The sequence below is a fragment of the Micromonospora chaiyaphumensis genome (genome assembly GCF_900091435.1).
GTDB lineage: Bacteria > Actinomycetota > Actinomycetes > Mycobacteriales > Micromonosporaceae > Micromonospora > Micromonospora chaiyaphumensis.
In genome coordinates this window covers 357,401-375,358 of record NZ_FMCS01000003.1, presented here as the reverse complement: position 1 = coordinate 375,358, position 17,958 = coordinate 357,401, and the positions used below count along the sequence as shown (strand labels likewise).

The 17,958-nt window shown below is 73.2% G+C and carries 6 protein-coding genes; 5 read left to right on the top strand and 1 reads right to left on the bottom strand.

Annotated elements, in window-relative coordinates:
- Positions 1-182 precede the first annotated feature (182 nt).
- On the bottom strand, positions 183-2,546 hold the full coding sequence (locus GA0070214_RS10865) for a DISARM anti-phage system protein DrmE domain-containing protein (RefSeq protein ID WP_091261841.1): 2,364 nt from the start codon (positions 2,544-2,546) through the stop codon (positions 183-185).
- Between the two features lie 163 nt (positions 2,547-2,709).
- Here GA0070214_RS10865 and GA0070214_RS31785 point away from each other — a divergent pair, with 163 nt between their 5' ends.
- The 5 genes from GA0070214_RS31785 (at position 2,710) to GA0070214_RS10840 (ending at position 17,718) form a co-directional block, all read left to right on the top strand.
- On the top strand, positions 2,710-9,126 hold the full coding sequence (locus GA0070214_RS31785; RefSeq protein ID WP_091261840.1) for a hypothetical protein: 6,417 nt from the start codon (positions 2,710-2,712) through the stop codon (positions 9,124-9,126).
- On the top strand, positions 9,123-11,294 hold the full coding sequence (locus tag GA0070214_RS10855) for an MBL fold metallo-hydrolase (protein ID WP_091261839.1): 2,172 nt from the start codon (positions 9,123-9,125) through the stop codon (positions 11,292-11,294). Before GA0070214_RS31785 ends, GA0070214_RS10855 begins: the two co-directional genes overlap by 4 nt.
- A 217-nt stretch (positions 11,295-11,511) precedes the next feature.
- Positions 11,512-15,006 carry a P-loop NTPase family protein gene (locus tag GA0070214_RS10850; RefSeq protein WP_091261838.1) on the top strand — a complete coding sequence of 1,165 codons (3,495 nt, stop codon included), beginning with the start codon at positions 11,512-11,514 and terminating at the stop codon, positions 15,004-15,006.
- Positions 15,007-15,064: 58 nt separating this feature from the next.
- Positions 15,065-16,903, top strand: coding sequence for a hypothetical protein (locus GA0070214_RS10845; RefSeq protein ID WP_091261837.1), 1,839 nt, complete (start codon positions 15,065-15,067; stop codon positions 16,901-16,903).
- Positions 16,879-17,718 (top strand): phospholipase D-like domain-containing protein, encoded by an 840-nt coding sequence (locus GA0070214_RS10840; protein WP_091261836.1) that lies wholly within the window; start codon positions 16,879-16,881, stop codon positions 17,716-17,718. Before GA0070214_RS10845 ends, GA0070214_RS10840 begins: the two co-directional genes overlap by 25 nt.
- Positions 17,719-17,958 lie beyond the last annotated feature (240 nt).

Here is a 17,958-nt window from a genome sequence, read left to right as displayed (position 1 = left end):
CGTAGATGCAGCGGGAGACGCCCCGCACAGCGCGTGGCGCACGGGGTCGACGTGGGTTACTGCTTGCTTCGACCTGATGTATGACGACCGTCGTTTGCTGGGATCGATGGCGCGAAGTGTCCGCCCGCCAGCGCCCTTAGCGATTCGCATCGGCGGCTGCAACCTGCAAATCCGTTGGTTGATCAAGCAGAAGCAAGCACGCCGACGAGGTGCGCTGGGACCAGTTGTTCGGCCGGGTCGACGTCCGCTACCGGGTGCTCGGTAATTGCATCGAGCAGATCGGCGACGTGCACGCCAAGGTCGGCATCGACCACGCTGTCCTTCGCCCGGCTGGCGGCCGTCTCCACCTGACCAGCCAGCCATGCGCCGAGCTTGCGGTGCACGATGTGCAGGGTCCGCAGCGCCCATGCGACCCGTTCGGCCTCCGCAAGCAGCGCGTCGTCGTTGACGGCGCGGGCGAAGCGGGCTATGTCTGCGCTGTCGGCGGGGCCGTCGACGGTGCCGCGCATCCAGTGCCCGACGGCGCCGGCGGTCGTGAGCGTCGTGCCGGTCATCCGATCCAGAATCTGCTGCTGTGTCAGGCCGCGGTCGCGGGCCGCCGCAGCGCGGGCGTGCCAGAAGTCGACCAGCATGCGCAGTGCTGCGTACTCGGTTCGCTCGGACAGCTTCTCCGTCAATGCCACCCGCAGGTACGTGCGGGCGGCTCTGTCGACGAGCAGCAGCACGTCGCCGCTCTGCAGCGCCTTCGCTGCGACCCGGGACAGGGTTGGGCCGCGGCGGCGGGTCACGAGCTCGTTCGGCGGCAGCCACAACATCCGGGGACCGTTCGGGTCGTCCAGGTGCACTGCGATCGCCGGCACGTCGCTGTCGGTGCTGGTTGACTCGCGGACCGGCAGGGTGCCCAGGTCGTCCTCGGCGACAGCCATCACCGCACGCAGCACCCCTGTCACATGGACGGCGAACGGGTCCCACGCGGTGTCCTTCGCGCTGGCCATCTCGTTCGCGTCGACGGCCCGCACGACGCCTCCGTCAACGACCCGGACAGCGGCAGCCGGGTCGGTCCCGACTGGCCGGCAGCCCGGAGTCACACCTAGCGCCGCGGCCGACACCGTGACGGCCTCCGTCCGCAGGTGCGCCATCCGCGCCCGGGCCGCAACCGCCTGCCGCACCGCGCGGCGTCCTTCCAGCGGCCCGCACGTCAACTGCAGCACCGCCGGCGCGGGCGGCAACGTCAGCAGCCCGGACCGGCTGCGCGGCAGCGTCCCGACGACGGCCAGCGGCACGCCCGGCTCCACCATGCCGCGCGCGGCGGCGGTCACCGTCCGCACCGGGACCATCTGCTCCCATCCGAGCGGAGTCCGTGGCGACTCCGTGAGCGCGGCCGTCACCGTGGCGGCTGCGGACGCGCCGCGCACCAGCAGGATTGCCCGCTCCCCTGCCTCGACCCGGGCCGTGACCCAGTCGATCAGCTGGCCGGTCCGTGGCTGCTCAGTAGCTGCGCGGAGTGCGTCGGTGAGCGCGTCCGCGAACCGCAGCCACGCGTCCCGGCTCGAGCCGGCCGCATGCTCGGCGTAGCCCCGGGCGATCTCGACCAGCGTCCCAAGCCGCATCCGGTACGGGTTCGCGCCGGGGAACCGGTCGTACACGTCTGGGCGAACCGGGACGGACGCGACCGCGTGGAACGCCTGCCACGCCCATCGCAGCCCGACGGGGTCAGCAGTCGCGGTACCTGCTAGCTGGCCTGCCGCCTTCCACAACGTGTCGAGGGCCGGGTCCAGCACCGTGCCCGGCTGCGGCACGACGATGTCGACCACGGCGGCGCCGGTGGCCTGCAGCTGCTGCGCCGCGGCGAACACCGCCCCGGCGTCGGCCGTGCGAGGCGTCGCGGCCGGGCCGGCGAGCGCCGGCAGGCAGGCGGCGTCCCACGCCCACACCACGCCTCCGGCGCTGCGGACGATGTCCAGGCCAGCGTCGTACGGATCGCCGGTCAAGTAGACGGCCGGGATCCGGCGCCCGGTCTGCTGAAGCACCGCGGCAAGTTCGTCGGCCGTGGCGGCGCCGGCCGCGACGATGACGCCCTCGAGCCGCTCGAGCAGCGGGAGCAGCCGCGCCACCCGCCCGGTCAGGTACACCCGGCCGCCCGCGTCGAGCTTCGACCGGCCGATCACTTGCGGCTGTCCTGCCGCGGTCACCACTGCGCGCGGCACGAAGTCGACCAGACGCTGCGTCCGGACGGCCAGCTCGTCGTACAGGTCCCGGTCGGCCAGCCGAACAGACGCGACTCCGATCTGCGGGTTCAGCCTGCCACGGTGTAACGCGGCCGCGACGGCCGCGGACGCGGCCAGCACAACCGGCGCCGCGGTGACGGATGCCGGCACCACGACTGCCAGCGGAATGCGGGCGGTCATCGCGGCGTCCGCCGCCTGCAGCAGTTCGGCATCCAGGACGGTCGGTGCGAACGGCAGCGGCCGGCCGCCACCCCTTCCGCGCATGAGGAGTCCGGACAGGACGCAGTCGCTCAACCCGCGGGTCCCGGCAGCTGCCATGAGCCAGAACGATAAACCTGCCCCGATTGGGGCCGATCAGCCATCTCGAGATCATCTTTCTTGTCGGTCGTACCCTGGTCGTACAGTGACCCGAACATCGGCGCGGGCTGCCACGACGGCAGCTCCGCGGGCGGCGGCAAGCCACCAGGGGAGGACGCGGGCAGTGCGCAGCAGCGAACACAGCGCGGATCACGACACCGGCGACACCCCGGGCATGGCGGCTGCCGCCCTCGATGGCGCCGAGAGCAGCGGCCAGGACGGGAAATCGCACACCGCTGGCTCCGCTCTCACTGAGCAGGAGAGCGAGACGCTGCGCCGCGCCAAGATCTGCCGCGCCGCGGCCGGGCACCTCACCCAGGCCGACTTGATGAGCGAGCTGCCGCGGCTGAGCGGCGGCGAGGCCTCGTGGGTGCGGCGGCAGACCAAGATGCGCCCCAACGCTCCGATCGCGGCGCTAGCCCGCGCGGTGCGCACGAGGCTGGTCCGCGCAGATGAGAAGCGGATTGCGTTGATCCTGCACGACTGCCTGCACTATGGAGTCCTGTCCACTCACGCCGCCTCCAAGCTAGAACTCGCCGAGCTGGCCGCCCTGCTGGCTGGCGACATCGACGGCATGAACGGCCTGGGTGACGAGCCGATCTACCAGTCCCTGCTCGACGCCGAGGAGTTCGGCACGACCCGGACAGCGCGGGTTGCGGCCTGGGCGTCGATGGTGTGCATGGGGCACTCGGCCGACGTCGCGGCGCTGGCCTGGCTGGTCGCCGAGCCGCCGGAGGAGTGGTCGGATGCGCAGCGGCAGGTGCTGGCCGACGTGTGGGACAGCGTGCGGGCCCGGACGCCGGACATGCCGGAGAAACCGATGCGGTTCGAGGATCTGGTCGAGGTCATCATCGACGCCGACGCTGTGCTGCACAGCGACGAGTTCGACGATGTCGACGAGCCCGCCGGCCTCGAGGAGCCCGCAGCGGCACCCCCAGCCGTGACCGATGCGCCCGGCGGCTCCCCTCAGGCGGCGGTCCGCGCGCCGGCTGTCGAAGGCGGCGTCGCGGCCGAGCCGACCGAGCGAGACATGCCGTCGTTGCAGCGCGAGCTCGACGACCTCGAGCAGCTCCGCAGCCACGTGGAGGACGAGGTGGCTCCCGCCCTCGCCGCCGCCGCGGCTGCCGGACGACTCCCGGCGGAAGCCTACGTCGTCGCGGTCACGATCTACACCCGCCAACTCACCTCGGTGTTCGAGGCAGTCGCGCGGCTGACGGGAAATGCGCGGCCGGAGACGCTCGCAGACGCCCGGCGTGCGGTCGAGGATGCGTTGGCCGCCGCGCAGGAAGCGGACCAGGCGACCGCCCGGCTGGACCGGGTCCGGCAGCTCGCGACGCTGCGGGCGCCGGAGTACGTCGCTGCGGCCGTCGCGCAGGTGGCGGAGCTGGCCGGCAGCGTCGACGACACGACTGCGGCGGAGACCGTCGCGGGCCTCGATGCGCTGCTGGAGATCGTTGAGCTGGACGGCCGTGATCCGGCGCGCGCCGTCGGGCTCGGCAGGCTCGTCAGCTCGGCGGTGCCGGCCGCGATCCCGCTGCTCATGTTCGCCACCACCGCCGGCACCCTCACCTACACCCCGGCCGCCGCCGAACGCGCCAGCGCGGAACCCGCTGGAACCGAGGCCGCGGACATGCCCGGCCCGGCTGAGCTCGCCGCAGAAACGCCTCCCGCCGCCGCAGACGAAGCGGGCACCGCTAGCGTGACAGACGAGCAACGCGCCACCCAACTGGCTGCCTCCGCGACCGACGAGCAGGCCACCAGCTCGGCCGAGGACACCGAGACCCCTTCCCCGGCCGCCAACCTCGCCAGCACGAACGAGCCGAGCCCGCAGGGAACGGCCACGGAGGAGGGCGCCGGGGCCAGCACCTATTCGGAGCCGGACCTCGAGGACATCCTCGCCGGGCTCAACCTCACCGTCCCGCCGCCGCCCACCACCCCCCAGCCTCGCCACGCCCCGCCAGAGGAGATCACCGAGCCCGAGCTGTCGACCGCTGAGCCGTTGGCCGCCGATGCACCGGACAACAGCGACGCGTGCACGATCTACGCCGACCAGCTCAACCACGACCAGTACGCGCTCGCGTACTGGCTCACCACCGCCGAAGGCGCCCCGGCCTCGCTCCGCACCGCGAACCGGCTCGCCGCGCACGCCGCCGCGATCAAGACCTCCACCGGCTCAAACGCGGCCGCCTTCGCCGCCGCCGTCACCGACCTCGACGCCGACTCCGTCCGCGACATGCCCGCCACTCAGATGCTGATCTACGGCGCCGCCGTGCGCGCCGGGCTGCTGTCCCCGTCGGCCGGTGCCGCCGGTCCCCTCCGCGACATCGCGACCAGCATCCCTCGCTACGGCAAGGCGGTCGAAGAGCTCCACGAAGCGCTGCTCACCGCGATCTACAGCGGCGTCTACCTCACTCCGCGCAGCGTCGACGCCGTCGCCGAAGCCGCCGAAGCAGACCAAGTCCTGCAGACCTTGACCGCCGGCGCCGAGGAACTGCTCGCCACGTCCCGCACCATCCTCTACGCCCGTGCGACCGAGCTGTGGCAGACGTGGAGGGCCCCCGACGGCTACCTCGGTCGACCGTTGAGCATCGTCGCCGCCGGGCAGACGGCCCCCGACGCGGTCGCGCTCGTCCGCGACCGGGTCGCCGAACTCCGCTCACGCGCCACCCTGGAAGCGACCATCGACCGCGACACGCCCCGCGGCTCCGGCAAGCGCAGCAAGCGGATCGAGTCCCGCGCCCGGGAGAAGCTGCTCGCCTGGACCGGGGAGGTCACCGAGCTGCTGTCGAACTGGATCACTGCCGTTGAGAACCTCACCGGCCCCGACGCCGAGTCGTGGATGAGCGACCCGATTACCGACCTGCGTACCCGGGTCGTCGCCGTCCGCAACCAGGCCATCGCCGAGCTCGGCCGCCGCGGCGACACCGGCGTCAAGGCGCGCGACGCCGTTCACGAGGCCGGGCTGCGGCTGCTGACCGACGCCCTCGACCTGCTCGCCGGCACCGCCGCCGTCCCCGCCGGGCCGGAAGTTCCGGCCGACCGGCTCCTCGGCGGGCCGCTCTCCGGCGCCGCCGACCTGCCGCTCAGCGGCGCCGGAGAGCCCACCCGCCCGATCACCACGGACGACGTCGTCACGGCCGACCGGACCGCTCTGACCGGCGCGGCCGGGTGGCGGGCCGTGTACGGGCAGCGGGCCGCCCGCCACGACCACGTCGGCACGCAACTGCTCATCGAGCACGTGCGCACCCTCGACCCGCCACTGGCCGCCGAGCTCGCCACCGCCCGGGACCAAGCCGTCGCCGCGTCCACGACCGCACTCGATACCGCGATCACGGCCCTGGTCACCCAGATTGACTCCGACCGGCTCTTCGGCCGCGTCACAGTTCAGGAGTGGACCGACCTGTCCACCCGGGTCCGCGCCCACCAGGCCGGGCCGCGCGGCACCCGCCGCGACTACGACGTCATGTTCGCCGACCTCGCCGCCATCGAGGCCGACCGGGCCGCCGCCGTCGGGCGCACCATCGTCGCCGCCCGCGCCGCGCTCGACACGACCGGCATGGACCCCGAGGACGCCGACCGGATCCAGCGCCGCCTCGACGACGGGGACCTCACCACCGCCGCCGAGTACGTCGAGACGCTCGCCTCCGGCCGACAACTACCCGGCCCGCGAGACGACGTCGACCACCTGCGCCGATTCTTCCCCGCGTTCTGCGACGTGTTCGCCGCCTGCCCGGCGCTAAGCAACGGCACGCACCCGCTGCTGCGCGACCTGCAGCTGGCGCTGCCGGCCGGGCGGGTCCCAAGCGACCCGGCACTGGCCGCGCTGCTCACTGACGCCGGCCTAAACCTGGCCGAAGTGACCCGTGGCAAGACCGTCGCCGAACGGGTCGAGCACTGGAACCGGCTGGCGGTCAGCCGCTCGTTCGACGCCCGCATCGGCAGCGTCAAGGCCGTCCTCGAGCAGGTCGGGTTCATCTTCGACAAGTCGACCAACCCGCCGGTCAAGCGCGGGCAGGGCGGCGGGCGGGGCTCGTGGCTGGACCTGCACGGCGTCCGCGCGACCGCCGGCAAGGCGCTCATCCCGGCCTTCGGGACGGCGATGAGCCCGTCCGGGGACACGCTGCGGCTGCTCGCGGTGTGGAAGACCCCGACGCCGGCCGAGCTGGTGGAGATGCTGCGCAGCGAACCGACCGACCGGTCGATCGTCCTGCTGTACTTCGGCACCCTGGACGCCGCCGCCCGCCGCGAACTGGCCCGCCAGTTCCGCAGCGGCCGCAAGCTGCCGCCGACCGCGGTCATCGACGACGCGGTGATCGCCTACGTCGCCTGCCAGCCGGCCCCCGGTCGGGACGTGACGATGTCGGTCACGCTGCCATTCACGTTCTCGTCCCCGTTCACCCCGGACGTGCCCGGCGTCAACGTGCCGCAGGAGATGTTCTACGGCCGGGCCGAGGAACGCGACAAGGTCGTCGACATGATGGGTCCGTGCGTCGTGTACGGCGGCCGGCAGCTGGGCAAGTCCGCGCTACTGCGCGCCGCCGAGCGCGAGTTCGACGACGGCACCACCCGGCACGCGATCTACGAGTCGATCTTCCACATCGGCAAGTCCGCCCCGGCCGAAGCGGTCTGGACGACGCTGTGGCCGCGGCTGGCGGACAAGGGCATCGTGCCCGAGACCGTCCCGGCCGGCGACGTTGCGGCCGCGCTCACCGGGCACGTCGCCGACTGGGTGACTGCCCGCCCGGGCCGGCAGCTGCTGCTCCTGCTGGACGAGTCCGACTCGTTCCTCGACGCCGACGCGAACGCCGTCAGTGGAATGTTCCCCCAGGTCGTGCAGTTCAAGTCGCTGATGGAACTCACCCACCGCGCGGTCAAGGTCGTCTTCGCCGGCCTCCACCAGACCGCCCGGTTTGAACGGCTCGCCAACCACCCACTCGCGCACTTCGGCGAGCCGGTCTGCGTCGGGCCGCTCGCGCCCCAGGCAGCGTACGACCTTCTCACCCGGCCGCTGCACGCACTCGGGTTCCGGTTCGCCGACACCGACCAGGCCGCCCGGGTGCTGGCGCTGGCAAACAACCAGCCGGCTTTGATCCAGCTGTTCGCCGCGCGGCTGCTGCGCAACCTGCAGGGCGCGCCCGTCCTCGGCGACGCGCCGCCGCAGATCATCGTCGCCGACGACGTCGAGCAGGTGTGGGCCGACCCGACGCTGCGGCGCCAGTTCCGCAAGCGGTTCGACTGGACCCTCGACCTCGACCCGCATTACAAGGTGATCGCGTACAGCGTCGCGCAGAACGCGCACGCAGTCGGCGTCGACGCCGCGATGTCCCCCGGCGAGCTACGCGCCGAGTGCGAGCAGTGGTGGCCAGCCGGCTTCGCCGCCGAGGACATCCGCGCTAGTGAGTTCCGCGCCCTGCTCGACGAGTGCGTCGACCTCGGGGTGCTGTCGGTAACCGAGCGCGGCTACCGGCTTCGGACCCCGAACGTGCTCGACCTGCTCGGCAACCGCGACGAGATCGACGAGGTCCTCGAGCGGGCTGAGTCGTTCGAGGCGCCGGAGTCGTTCGACGGGTCGCTGATGCGGCCGGTGTACGGCGCCGGGCCGACCCGGGCGCCGCTGACCGCGCAGCAGATCGCCGACCTGCTCGCCGCCCGGCGCCAGGTCCGGATGCTGGTCGGCTCGGCCGCGCTCGACCTGGACCGGTGCCTGGCGGTGCTGGAGAAGGAGAACGAGAACGCTGCGTCCGGCAACCGGAAGGCGGTCCTGTCCCGGGCTACGCCGGGCGGGCTGAAGAACAAGTGCCGCAGCTTGCCGCTCCAGAGTGCTGGGCACCACGCCGTCGTCCTGGTCGACCTGAAGGACGCGACCGCCCACGCGGCGCTCGAGGTGTGGCGGCAGGCCCGGGAGCTGATTGCGGCGCATATCGGCGGCACCCTCGGGATTGTGCTGGTCAGCGGCCCCCCGCAGGCCGCCGCGTGGCCGGTCGTGGCGCGGGAGTCGGATACGTCCTCCGGCCTGACCGAGCTGCGCCGCTACGACGACACCGATCTGCGTCTGTGGTTCGCGCAGGAGTCGCTGCCGTTCCAAGACGCCGCGTCGCGGACCGAGCTGCTGGCCACGACCGGCGGCTGGCCGAAGCTCCTGGACCGGCTCGCGCAACACCTGGCCGGCCGGGACAGCGGCACGGTCAGCGACCCGCTCGACGACGTGCGGACCTGGCTGGGCAGCCACGCCCGGGACCTGGTCGTCGCCGCCGGCGTGACCGCAGACGGGTCGCTGCAGCAGGCGTGGGAGTTCCTGGTGAGGCAGATGGCCGGCGAGGCCGTCGACCTGGAGACGTTCGCCGAGTTCCTCGAGCTGCACGCCGCGACCGGCGAGCCCGGCAGCGAACAGCTCACCGCCGCCAGGCTGGCCGCGAACGGATACACCGGCACCGAGGACGTCGTGCAGGTTCTGCGCGCGCTCGGCGTGCTGCTCGGCGACGGCAAGGGCGAGTACCGGATAGAGCCGATCCTGGCCACAGCGACCCGGAGCGCCTGGTGAGCCGCACCCTGCCGCAGCTCGTCCAACAGCTCGTCCTCGACGCGGCCCGGCACGCCGTCCAGGCGCCGGCGCTAGCCAGGACCGACCCGCACCGGCTCGCGCAGGCCAACCGGCGCGCCATGCTGCAGCTGATCGCCCGCCGCCGGCCGTTGCGCGAGGAGCTCACCGCCCGGTACGCCGACGAGCCGACGCTGCAGCAGCCGACCGTGCGGGCCCTACTCAGCGGAGACGCGGCCGTGGCCGAGTTGGCCGCGAACACGCTCACCGACCCTGCCGGCGTGCGCCGCCTCGCCCGCAGCTGGGTCGGCAGCGCCACCCCTGCTCCCGTGCAGGCAAGCCCCGCCGACGAGGCGGCGCCGGTGGACCGGCGCCGGCACGCGCGGACCGCCCGCAAGATCGCCGACCTGCAGGAGGCCCGCGACGTCGCCCGCGCCCAGCGCAACACCGCGCAGGCCGAGGCCCGCGACTTGGCCCGGCAGCTAGCCGCCACCCAGGGCGACCTCGAGGAGGCCGGCACCGTCATCGAGGCGCTGCGGGCTGAGCTGAACCTGGAGCGGGAAGCAGCCGCAGCCCGGTCCACCGACCTGCTCGCCGCCGCTGCGGTCCTCGCCGCGGCCGCCGCCCCGTCCGGCACCGGCGACACCGACGACCCGCGCACACGCGAGCTCGCCAACGACGCCACCGCGGTCCCGTCCGACACGCGGCTCGCCGCCGCGCTCGCCGCCGCCGGTATGGCGCCAGCCGCGCTCCGGGCCGTGCTGGCCACCCTGCTCACCCCGCCGATCGCGCCGGTGCCCGCGGTGGCGACGCCGCGGGAGATCGCGTTAACCCCGCTCGGTGCCGGCACCGAGATCGGCGGGTCGGCCATGCTCGTCTCCGCCGGCGACGTGCGGATCCTCGTCGACGCCGGGATGCGGCCCAAGCGGCGCATCGACGACGCCGGCCCGCCGCACATCGACGTCGTCCGCCGCGGCGGCCGCCTAGACGCGATCGTGATCACGCACGCGCACAACGACCACGCCGGGTACGTGCCGGCGCTGACAGCTCAGTTCGCGAACGTGCCGGTGTTCTGCACCGCGGAGACCGCGGCGCTGCTGCCGACGATGTGGCAGGACTCGGTGAAGGTGTTCGACCGGACCCGCAGCGACTACGTCGAGGCAGGCGAGCCGCCCGCCGAGCCACCGTACACGCGGACGCAGGCCCTCGCCGCGCAGCGGCGCCTCGAGCCGATCGCGCTCGCCCGGACCGTCGAGGTGGCCGACGGCGTCACCATCGAGCTGTTCCCGGCCGGGCACATCCTCGGCGCGGCCGGCGTCGTCGTCACCGCCGGCGACCGCCGGGTCACCGTGACCGGGGACGTGTCCACGCTCGCGCAGCTGTCCGTGCCCGGCCTGATCGTGCCGGACGCGGCCCGCGGCTCGGACCTGCTCGTCATCGAGTCGACGTACTGCGGCCAGCGCGGCACCAACCGGGACCTGGAGGTGGAGAAGTTCATCAACATGGTCGCCGAGACCGTCTCCGCCGGCGGACGGGTGCTCGTCCCGGCGTTCGCGCTCGGCCGGGCCCAGGAGGTCGCGCTCACCCTGCGCGACCGGCTGCCGGACGTCCCGGTCCTCATCGACGGGCTGGCCCGGCACGTGTCCTGGATCTACGAGCAGGAGACCGCGGGGACCGACCGGCCGCTACGGATCTACGGCGATGGGGTGCAGGAAGTCCGAGACACCAACCGGCCGTACCTGCTCAAGAGCTTCCGCAAGGGAGTGGTCGTGACGACGTCCGGGATGCTGGCCGCAGGACCCGCGGTCCGGTGGGCGCGGGAGATCCTGCCGGACCCGAACTCGGCGCTGCTGGTCGCCGGCTACCAGGACGAGGACTCTCCCGGCGCGGAACTGCTCGACCTGTCCAACGGCGGCAACGGCACCCGGGGCGGCCGCAGCGGGCCGCGCACGTTCCGCCTCGACGCCGACGACGTCGCGGTGAACGCGCGGGTGGAGCAGTTCGGGCTGTCCGCGCACGCCGACCGGCGCGGCCTGTCCGCGATCATCAACGAGGTCGCGCCGCGCGAGGTGATGCTGGTGCACGGCGTGGAACGCAAGCAGCGGGACTTCGCCGACAACCTCACCCGGCGCGGCTACGCTGTCGCGCCGACCCGGCACTGGCAGCGGTGAACCCCGGCCGTCCGGCGGTGATCTTCCGCAATGTCGGTGGTGGCGGGTACCGTCCCGGTTAGCCCACCGCGCCGGCCGCTGACCGCCCCGGTCGCACCCGGTGCCGCGGGCCGACAACTGCACACTGACCGTCCCCGTCCGACTAATGACCGCCGCGCGAGCCCCTCGGTGGGCGACGCGGCCCGGCGCCGCGCGCCGCCACCTGCAGGAGCCCACCTTGACGGTCTCACCCGCCCCGATCTCGCGCGCCGCACCTGCCGCGGTTCCGGCTGCCGTACCCGCCGCGGAGCCTGCTGTACCTGCCGCGACGGCGGCGCAGCGGTACGACGCGCTGCTCGGCAGCCTCGCCCGCCGCGTCGTCGACATCGCCACAGGTGCGCTCATCCCGACCGGGACGCGGCTGCCCGACCCCCCCGCGCAGCAGCGGCTGTGGCTCGGCATGCTCGCCAGCGCCCCGAAGCTCATTGCCGAGGCCGCCAACGGCTACACGTACGGGGAGCGGCTCGTCCCGCCCGCGCAGGGCTTCACGTTCCGGGTGGCGGCGCTGCCGGTCACGCTCGAGTTCACGGTGTCCGCGGCGGCGTACGTCGCGCTGCACCCGACCCTGGAGGAGCAGAAGGCGGCGGTAACTGCCGCCTCCGACCCGGGCGCCGGCGCCGCTGCCCCGGCGGCGGGGTCGGCCGGGGCCCCGACGGCCGGCCGCGGGCGTCCGCTGGCTGCAGTGTGGACGAAGGTCGCGATCGACCCCGTCACCGTCACCATGCCCCTTGCCGCCGGCACCACCGGCACCGTACGGGCCGGAGAGGACGAGCTCGCCGCCGCGCTGCGGTCCGCGGTCCGGCCGCCGGCCGGCTCGGAACTGCACCGGCCGCGGCGCCTTTCCCCCGCGCCCGGCGGCAGCCTGCCGCGCGCGGACGACATGCTGGATGCGACCACGTGGGCCGGATACTGCGCGGCGAACCTCCTCGACGCCGACGACGTGCCGCCGCCGGAATTCCGCGCCGCCATCGAGCTCGACATCACCCCCGGCGACGGGTACGTCGAGATCCTCGCCGCGGTCGTCAACCTCACCCCGGCCCCGGACCAGCAGACCGTCGACGGCGCGCACGCCTACCAGGCGAGCTACCTGGACACGCGTCTGTACGAGGTACAGCTGACCTGTGACACGGACGCGCCGCTCGTGCCATATCAGCTCGAACAGGTCCAGCAGTCCTACCGGTACGACCGGACCGTCCCCGCGCTCGGGCACGCCTGCGCCGTCGACGTCACCCGCACCGGCGGCCGCACCCGGCTGGCGACCCTGTACGCCGCCGAGCAGGCCACCGCTCGGGTCCACCCGCGCCGGCGGGTCACGCTCCCGGACGGGACCGTGACCACCCTCGACACGTCGTTCGCGGCCCTGATCGCCGACCCGGTCGCCGCGGTGAGCGCGCTCGTCGACGCGCACCGGGCCTGGGTCGAGGTCGAATGGAGCACCGCCGCGCTCGACGTCCGCGCCGCGGCCCGCGGGTGGGACGCCGCAGCCCGCGCCGACGCCGACGCCGACGCCCACGCCGCTCGTGACGAGGTCGCCTGGGTCGCCGCCGGACTGGACCTGCTGCGGATCGACCCGCAGGTCCGGGACGCGTTCGTGCTCGCGAACCGGGCCGTCGCCGCGGCCGCGAACGGCAGCTACGACGCGTGGTTTCCGTTCCAGGTCGCGTGGCTGGTTGGCTGCCTGCCCGGCATGGTCGACCCGGCCGGGCACCCGAACGTCGAGATCGTCTGGTTCGCCACCGGCGGCGGGAAGTCCGAGGCGTACCTCGGCCTGATGCTCACCACCCTGTTCTACGGGCGGCTCACCGGCGTCACCGCCGGCGCGCAGGTGTGGGCCCGGTTCCCGCTGCGGCTGCTCGCGCTGCAGCAGACCGAACGGTTCACCGCGATGGTGCTGCACGCCGAGCTGCTGCGCCGCGGCCACCCGCACATCGCCGCCGGTGACCCGTTCGGCATCGGGTACTTCGTGGGCGGCACCAACACCCCGAACCGGCTGCAGGCGCCGGACCCGACCAACCCGTACTACCGCGGCCAGGACCCGCACTCCGCCGCAACCGCCGAGGCGTGCCGGATCCTCGCCGACTGCCCGCTGTGCCGGCAGCCGCTCGAGGTCGCCTTCGACGAACCGTCCTGGACGATGCAGCACCGCTGCCGCAACGCCGCCTGCCGGATGACCGGCGTGCTGCCGGTGTGGGGCATCGACGACGAGATATACCGGCACGCACCGGCGGTGCTGGTCGGCACCGTCGACAAGCTCGCCCAGCTCGGCCAGTCCCGCGAGTTCCAGGTCCTGCTCGGCCGCGCGCACTCCCGCTGCCCGCGGCACGGCTACACCGGCAACCCGACGTGGTGCGCGGTGTTCGGCTGCAAGCAGAACCGGCAGCCGATCCCGGCCGGGTTCGGGCACGTCCGGCTCGAGATCGCCGACGAGCTGCACCTGCTCGATGAATCCCTCGGCGCGCTCGACGGCATGTACGAGACGCTGCTGCAGGCCATCAGCGAGGACCTCGGCAACGCGCCGATGCAGATTGTCGGCGCGACCGCGACCATCGAGGGCTACAAGAACCAGGTGCAGCACCTATACCGCCGCGACGCGCGCCGGTTTCCGGTCAACGGGCCCGACGTCGGGGAGACGTTCTGGTCCACCACGGCCGCCGACGAGCCGCTGCGCCGCTACCTCGGCGTCCGGCCCCGGTCGATCACGATGGTCACCGCGACCCGCGAGGTCGCGCTCACCCACGCCGGCTGGCTCGCCGAACTGCTCACCGACCCGGCCACCGTGCTCGCCGAAGCCGGCCTCGACGCGACCGACCCGCTGCTGGTCGACGAGGCCCGCGCCGCCGGCCGCGACCTGTACGAGGTGTTCATCGCGTACTGCCTGCGCAACGAGGACCTGACCAGCTTCACCCGCGACCCGGAGGTCCGGGCGCTGCTGGGTAGCCAGCCGAACCTGGCCGTCATCAACGGCGACGCCGAACCGGCCGCGATCCGGCGCGCCGTCGCCCGGCTGACGAACCCGCCGGCCGCCGCCGACGAGCGGGTCACGATAATCGCCGCGACCAAGGCGATCGGGCACGGCTTCGACGTCGGCCGGCTCGGCGTCATGACGGTGATGGGCACCCCAACCTCCGCCGCGGAGATCATCCAAGCGTCCGCCCGGGTCGGGCGCCGCTGGCCCGGCCTGGTCGTCAACGTCATCAATCCGACCCGGGACCGGGACCTGTCGGTGTTCCGGTACTACGCCGACTGGATCCGGTTCCTCGACCGGCTGGTGCACAAGGTCCCGGTCAACCGGGAGTCACTGCCGGTGCTGCGCCGGGTCCTGTCCAGCGGGCTGATGGCGTGGCTGCTGCAGGTTCACGACCGCGACTGGCTCACCGGCGCCCCCCGCCGCAAGACCCTCGCCGACTCGACCGCCTTCGCGGCCGCAGTCACGGCCGGGTTCGTCGACCGCGCCCTGCTCATCGGCAACCTCTCCCGCGGGTTCGGGATCCACCCGAGCAGCGTGTACCACCAGCTGCACCGGAACGCGGTCGCGGCGTGGGTCGACGACCGGCTCGCCGGGCTGCCGATGCAGGCCGAGCCCGGCAAACGGCTTCCGGAGCTGCTCACCCCGCCGGTGCCGCGGTCGCTGCGCGACGTCGAGGAACCCATCACCATCTACGCCGACCTGTAACCAGCGCCGGCCCGCCCTCCCCGTTCTGCCCGGCCCTGCTTCAAGGAGACGCCCCGCGATGGCGATCGAGACGCTCAACCGGACCAGCATCCAGGCGCTGTGGCGGTACATGCCCGGGCAGCCGTACAACTTCGGCACGAAGGCCGCCGTCGTCGGGGAACCGCCGCGGCAGACCAGCCCGCTCGGCATCCCGGAGGCGTGGGTAGAGGCGCAGCTGCGCCGCCTGATCCGCCCGTTCGCCGAGGCCGCGTCGAACATCCCGAACAGCGGCCCGGAGCTCGACATCATCGACCGGCGCCAGTACGAGCTTGTCCGCGCCGACGACCTGCGCGCCGCCCGGTTCCCGAACACGTACCTGTGCAGCGACTGCGGCGTGTTCCGGACCATCCGCGCCGGCGAGCGGGTCCCGGACTGCGCCACGCACGGGCCGATGGAGCAGTTCACGTTCGTCGAGATCCACGAGTGCGGGCACCTCGGCGAGCTGCGGCCGCCGCATTGCGCGAACAACTGCCGGGCCGCGATGCGGCTGTTCAACACCAAGTCGTTCAACATCGGCCGCTGGTATTGGTCCTGCTCCCGGTGCGGCACCCGCTCCGACCGGCCGGTCGCCCGCTGGTGCGAATGCCGGCGCGGCAAGGTCACCGTCACCCGGGTTCCGCAGACCTCCGCGTACTACCCGCAGCAGATCACCGTGATCAACCCGCCGACGCGGGAGACATACGCCGCGCTCGCGCACGAGCACACCCACGCCGCCGCGCTCGCCCAGGCACTCGGCATTCTGCCGCCGGGCCCAGACGGGCTGCGGACCGCAGCCAGCGGCGGGTCCGACGACGCGGTCGCCCAGTTCGAGGCGCTCGCCGCGACCCTGGGATGGAAGCCGGGGAATCCGCTGTACGACGCCGGCCTGGCCGACGCGCAGGCCAAGGCCGGCAGCGGGCCGGCGTGGCGCGACGATGTCGACGCGCTCGGGCTGAAGCCGGAACGGCTGGACCTGCTCGGCGAGGAATGCCTGCAGCTGTCGCTGGCCCAGTCGGCAAACGCGATGAGCGTCGGGGACCTGCTCGGCGACGCCGCCGGCGGGCCGCTCGCCGCGGCGTACCGCACGTACCGGCCGCTGTTCGACCGGTACGGGCTGGCGGACGTGACACTGCTGCGGCAGCTGCCGGTCGCGTACCTCGTCGCGGGATACACCCGGGTCTCGCCGCGGGCGAGCACGGTGAACCGACGCGGCGACACCGTCATCACCCGGTTCAGGTTCTTCCCCGGCACCCGCAACGGGAAGTTCCCCATGTACGGGGTGCGGACCGAAACCGAAGGGCTGCTGTTCCGGATCGACCCGCTGCGGATCGTGACCTGGCTGGTTGACTCCGGTGTCGTCGACGACCCCGGCATCACCGACGCGGCCGCCGCGCAACGCTGGCTGTTCACCGTGTGCGACCCGGTCGTCGACCTGTTCGCCGCGCCGGAGAACAGGATCACCCGCGCTGTGCTCGGCCTGACGCACTCGTTCGCGCACCGCGCGATGAAGGCGCTCGCGGCCCGGTGCGGGCTGAACGTCGACTCCCTCGCCGAGTTTCTGTTCCCGAGCAGCGGCGCGTTCCTCATCTACGCCAACACTCGCAGCGAGTTCATTCTTGGTGGGCTGGAGCACGTGTTCCGGTTCGACCTGCCGGACGCGCTGACCGAGTTGGCCGCGGAGTCCCGGTGCATGTTCGACCCGCCGTGCCGAGGCGCGTTCGGCGGGGCGTGCGCGGCGTGCCTTTACGTGTCGGAGGTGGCGTGCGCCCGTTTCAACACGGTCCTGGACCGGAATCTGCTGTTCGGGTCGCTCCCACCGGCTGGCGGCGCGGCGCCCAACCCGGAGGAGATCACGTGGCGCGCGTTCTGGACGCCCTGACCCCGCTGACTGGGCTGCTTACACAGGCGGGCGACCCGGTGGCGGCCGCGCACCGGCTGGCCGCCTCCGCTGCAGCCGGCGCGGCGGGCTGCACTCTGGTCGCGCAGCTGCAGGCCGCGGTCGCCGACTCCAGCCTGGCCCGGGTGGTGCTGCAGCACGCCGGCGTGCTCGACCCGGCCGGGGCGGTCACGGTGGATGCCGCGGTGCGGCTGGCGCAGGCCGCGGTTCTCGCCGAGGCGCACGCGGCGGACACCGACCGCTGGGAGCTGGTGCTGACCGTGCCGGGATTCCTGCGTCTGGCGCTGGACGAGCTGGTCGCGGTGCATGGCGAGGCCGCCCGGCCAGTCGAGACGACCCGAGCGGTGCTGGAGGTCGCCGGGCGTGCGGACCGACGGCTGCTGATTGGGGCGCCGTTCCTGCATGGGGAGTTCGTCGGGCTGCTCGCCCCACACGTGCAGCGGGTGCTGGCCGGCGGCGGGCAGGTGGTCGTCGTGACCCGGGCGCTGTCGGTGGCGGCGCCGGGTCGCTCGAGCGCGAACGTCGCCGCGGTGACCGTGCTGCGAGACGCGGCGGCCGCGGTGGGCGGAACACTCACGGTCCGGTCGTGGGAGGAGTCCGGCCTCGGCATCCATTTCAAGGTCGTCATCGCGTACGGGCACGCGGCCTATCTCGGGTCGGCGAACCCGACCCTGGCCGGGTCGACCGGGCACGCGGAAGCAGGAGTGCTGCTGCACGGCCCGCGGCTGGTGCCGCTCGAGCGGTGGCTGGACGCGGTGTGTGACGAGCTCGCCCGGCGGCGGCTGCCGCAAGCGTGACTGCCCGCCACGAGCATGAATCCGCGAGGGCACGGCAGGCGTGTGGCCGCGGCTGTCTTGACTGGCGTGGGCGGGACAGCCTCGTCTGCGACGGGCGCGACGGTGGCAAGGGTTTCTGCGGCGGCGCGATCAAGGTCGGGTGAGCTTCCCCCGACGGCTTCCGAGACCGCTGCTGCTGCGGGATTCGGTGTCGTTCTGACGTCCTTCGCCCCAGCAGTCGCCGGGTACTGGTCTGTCAAA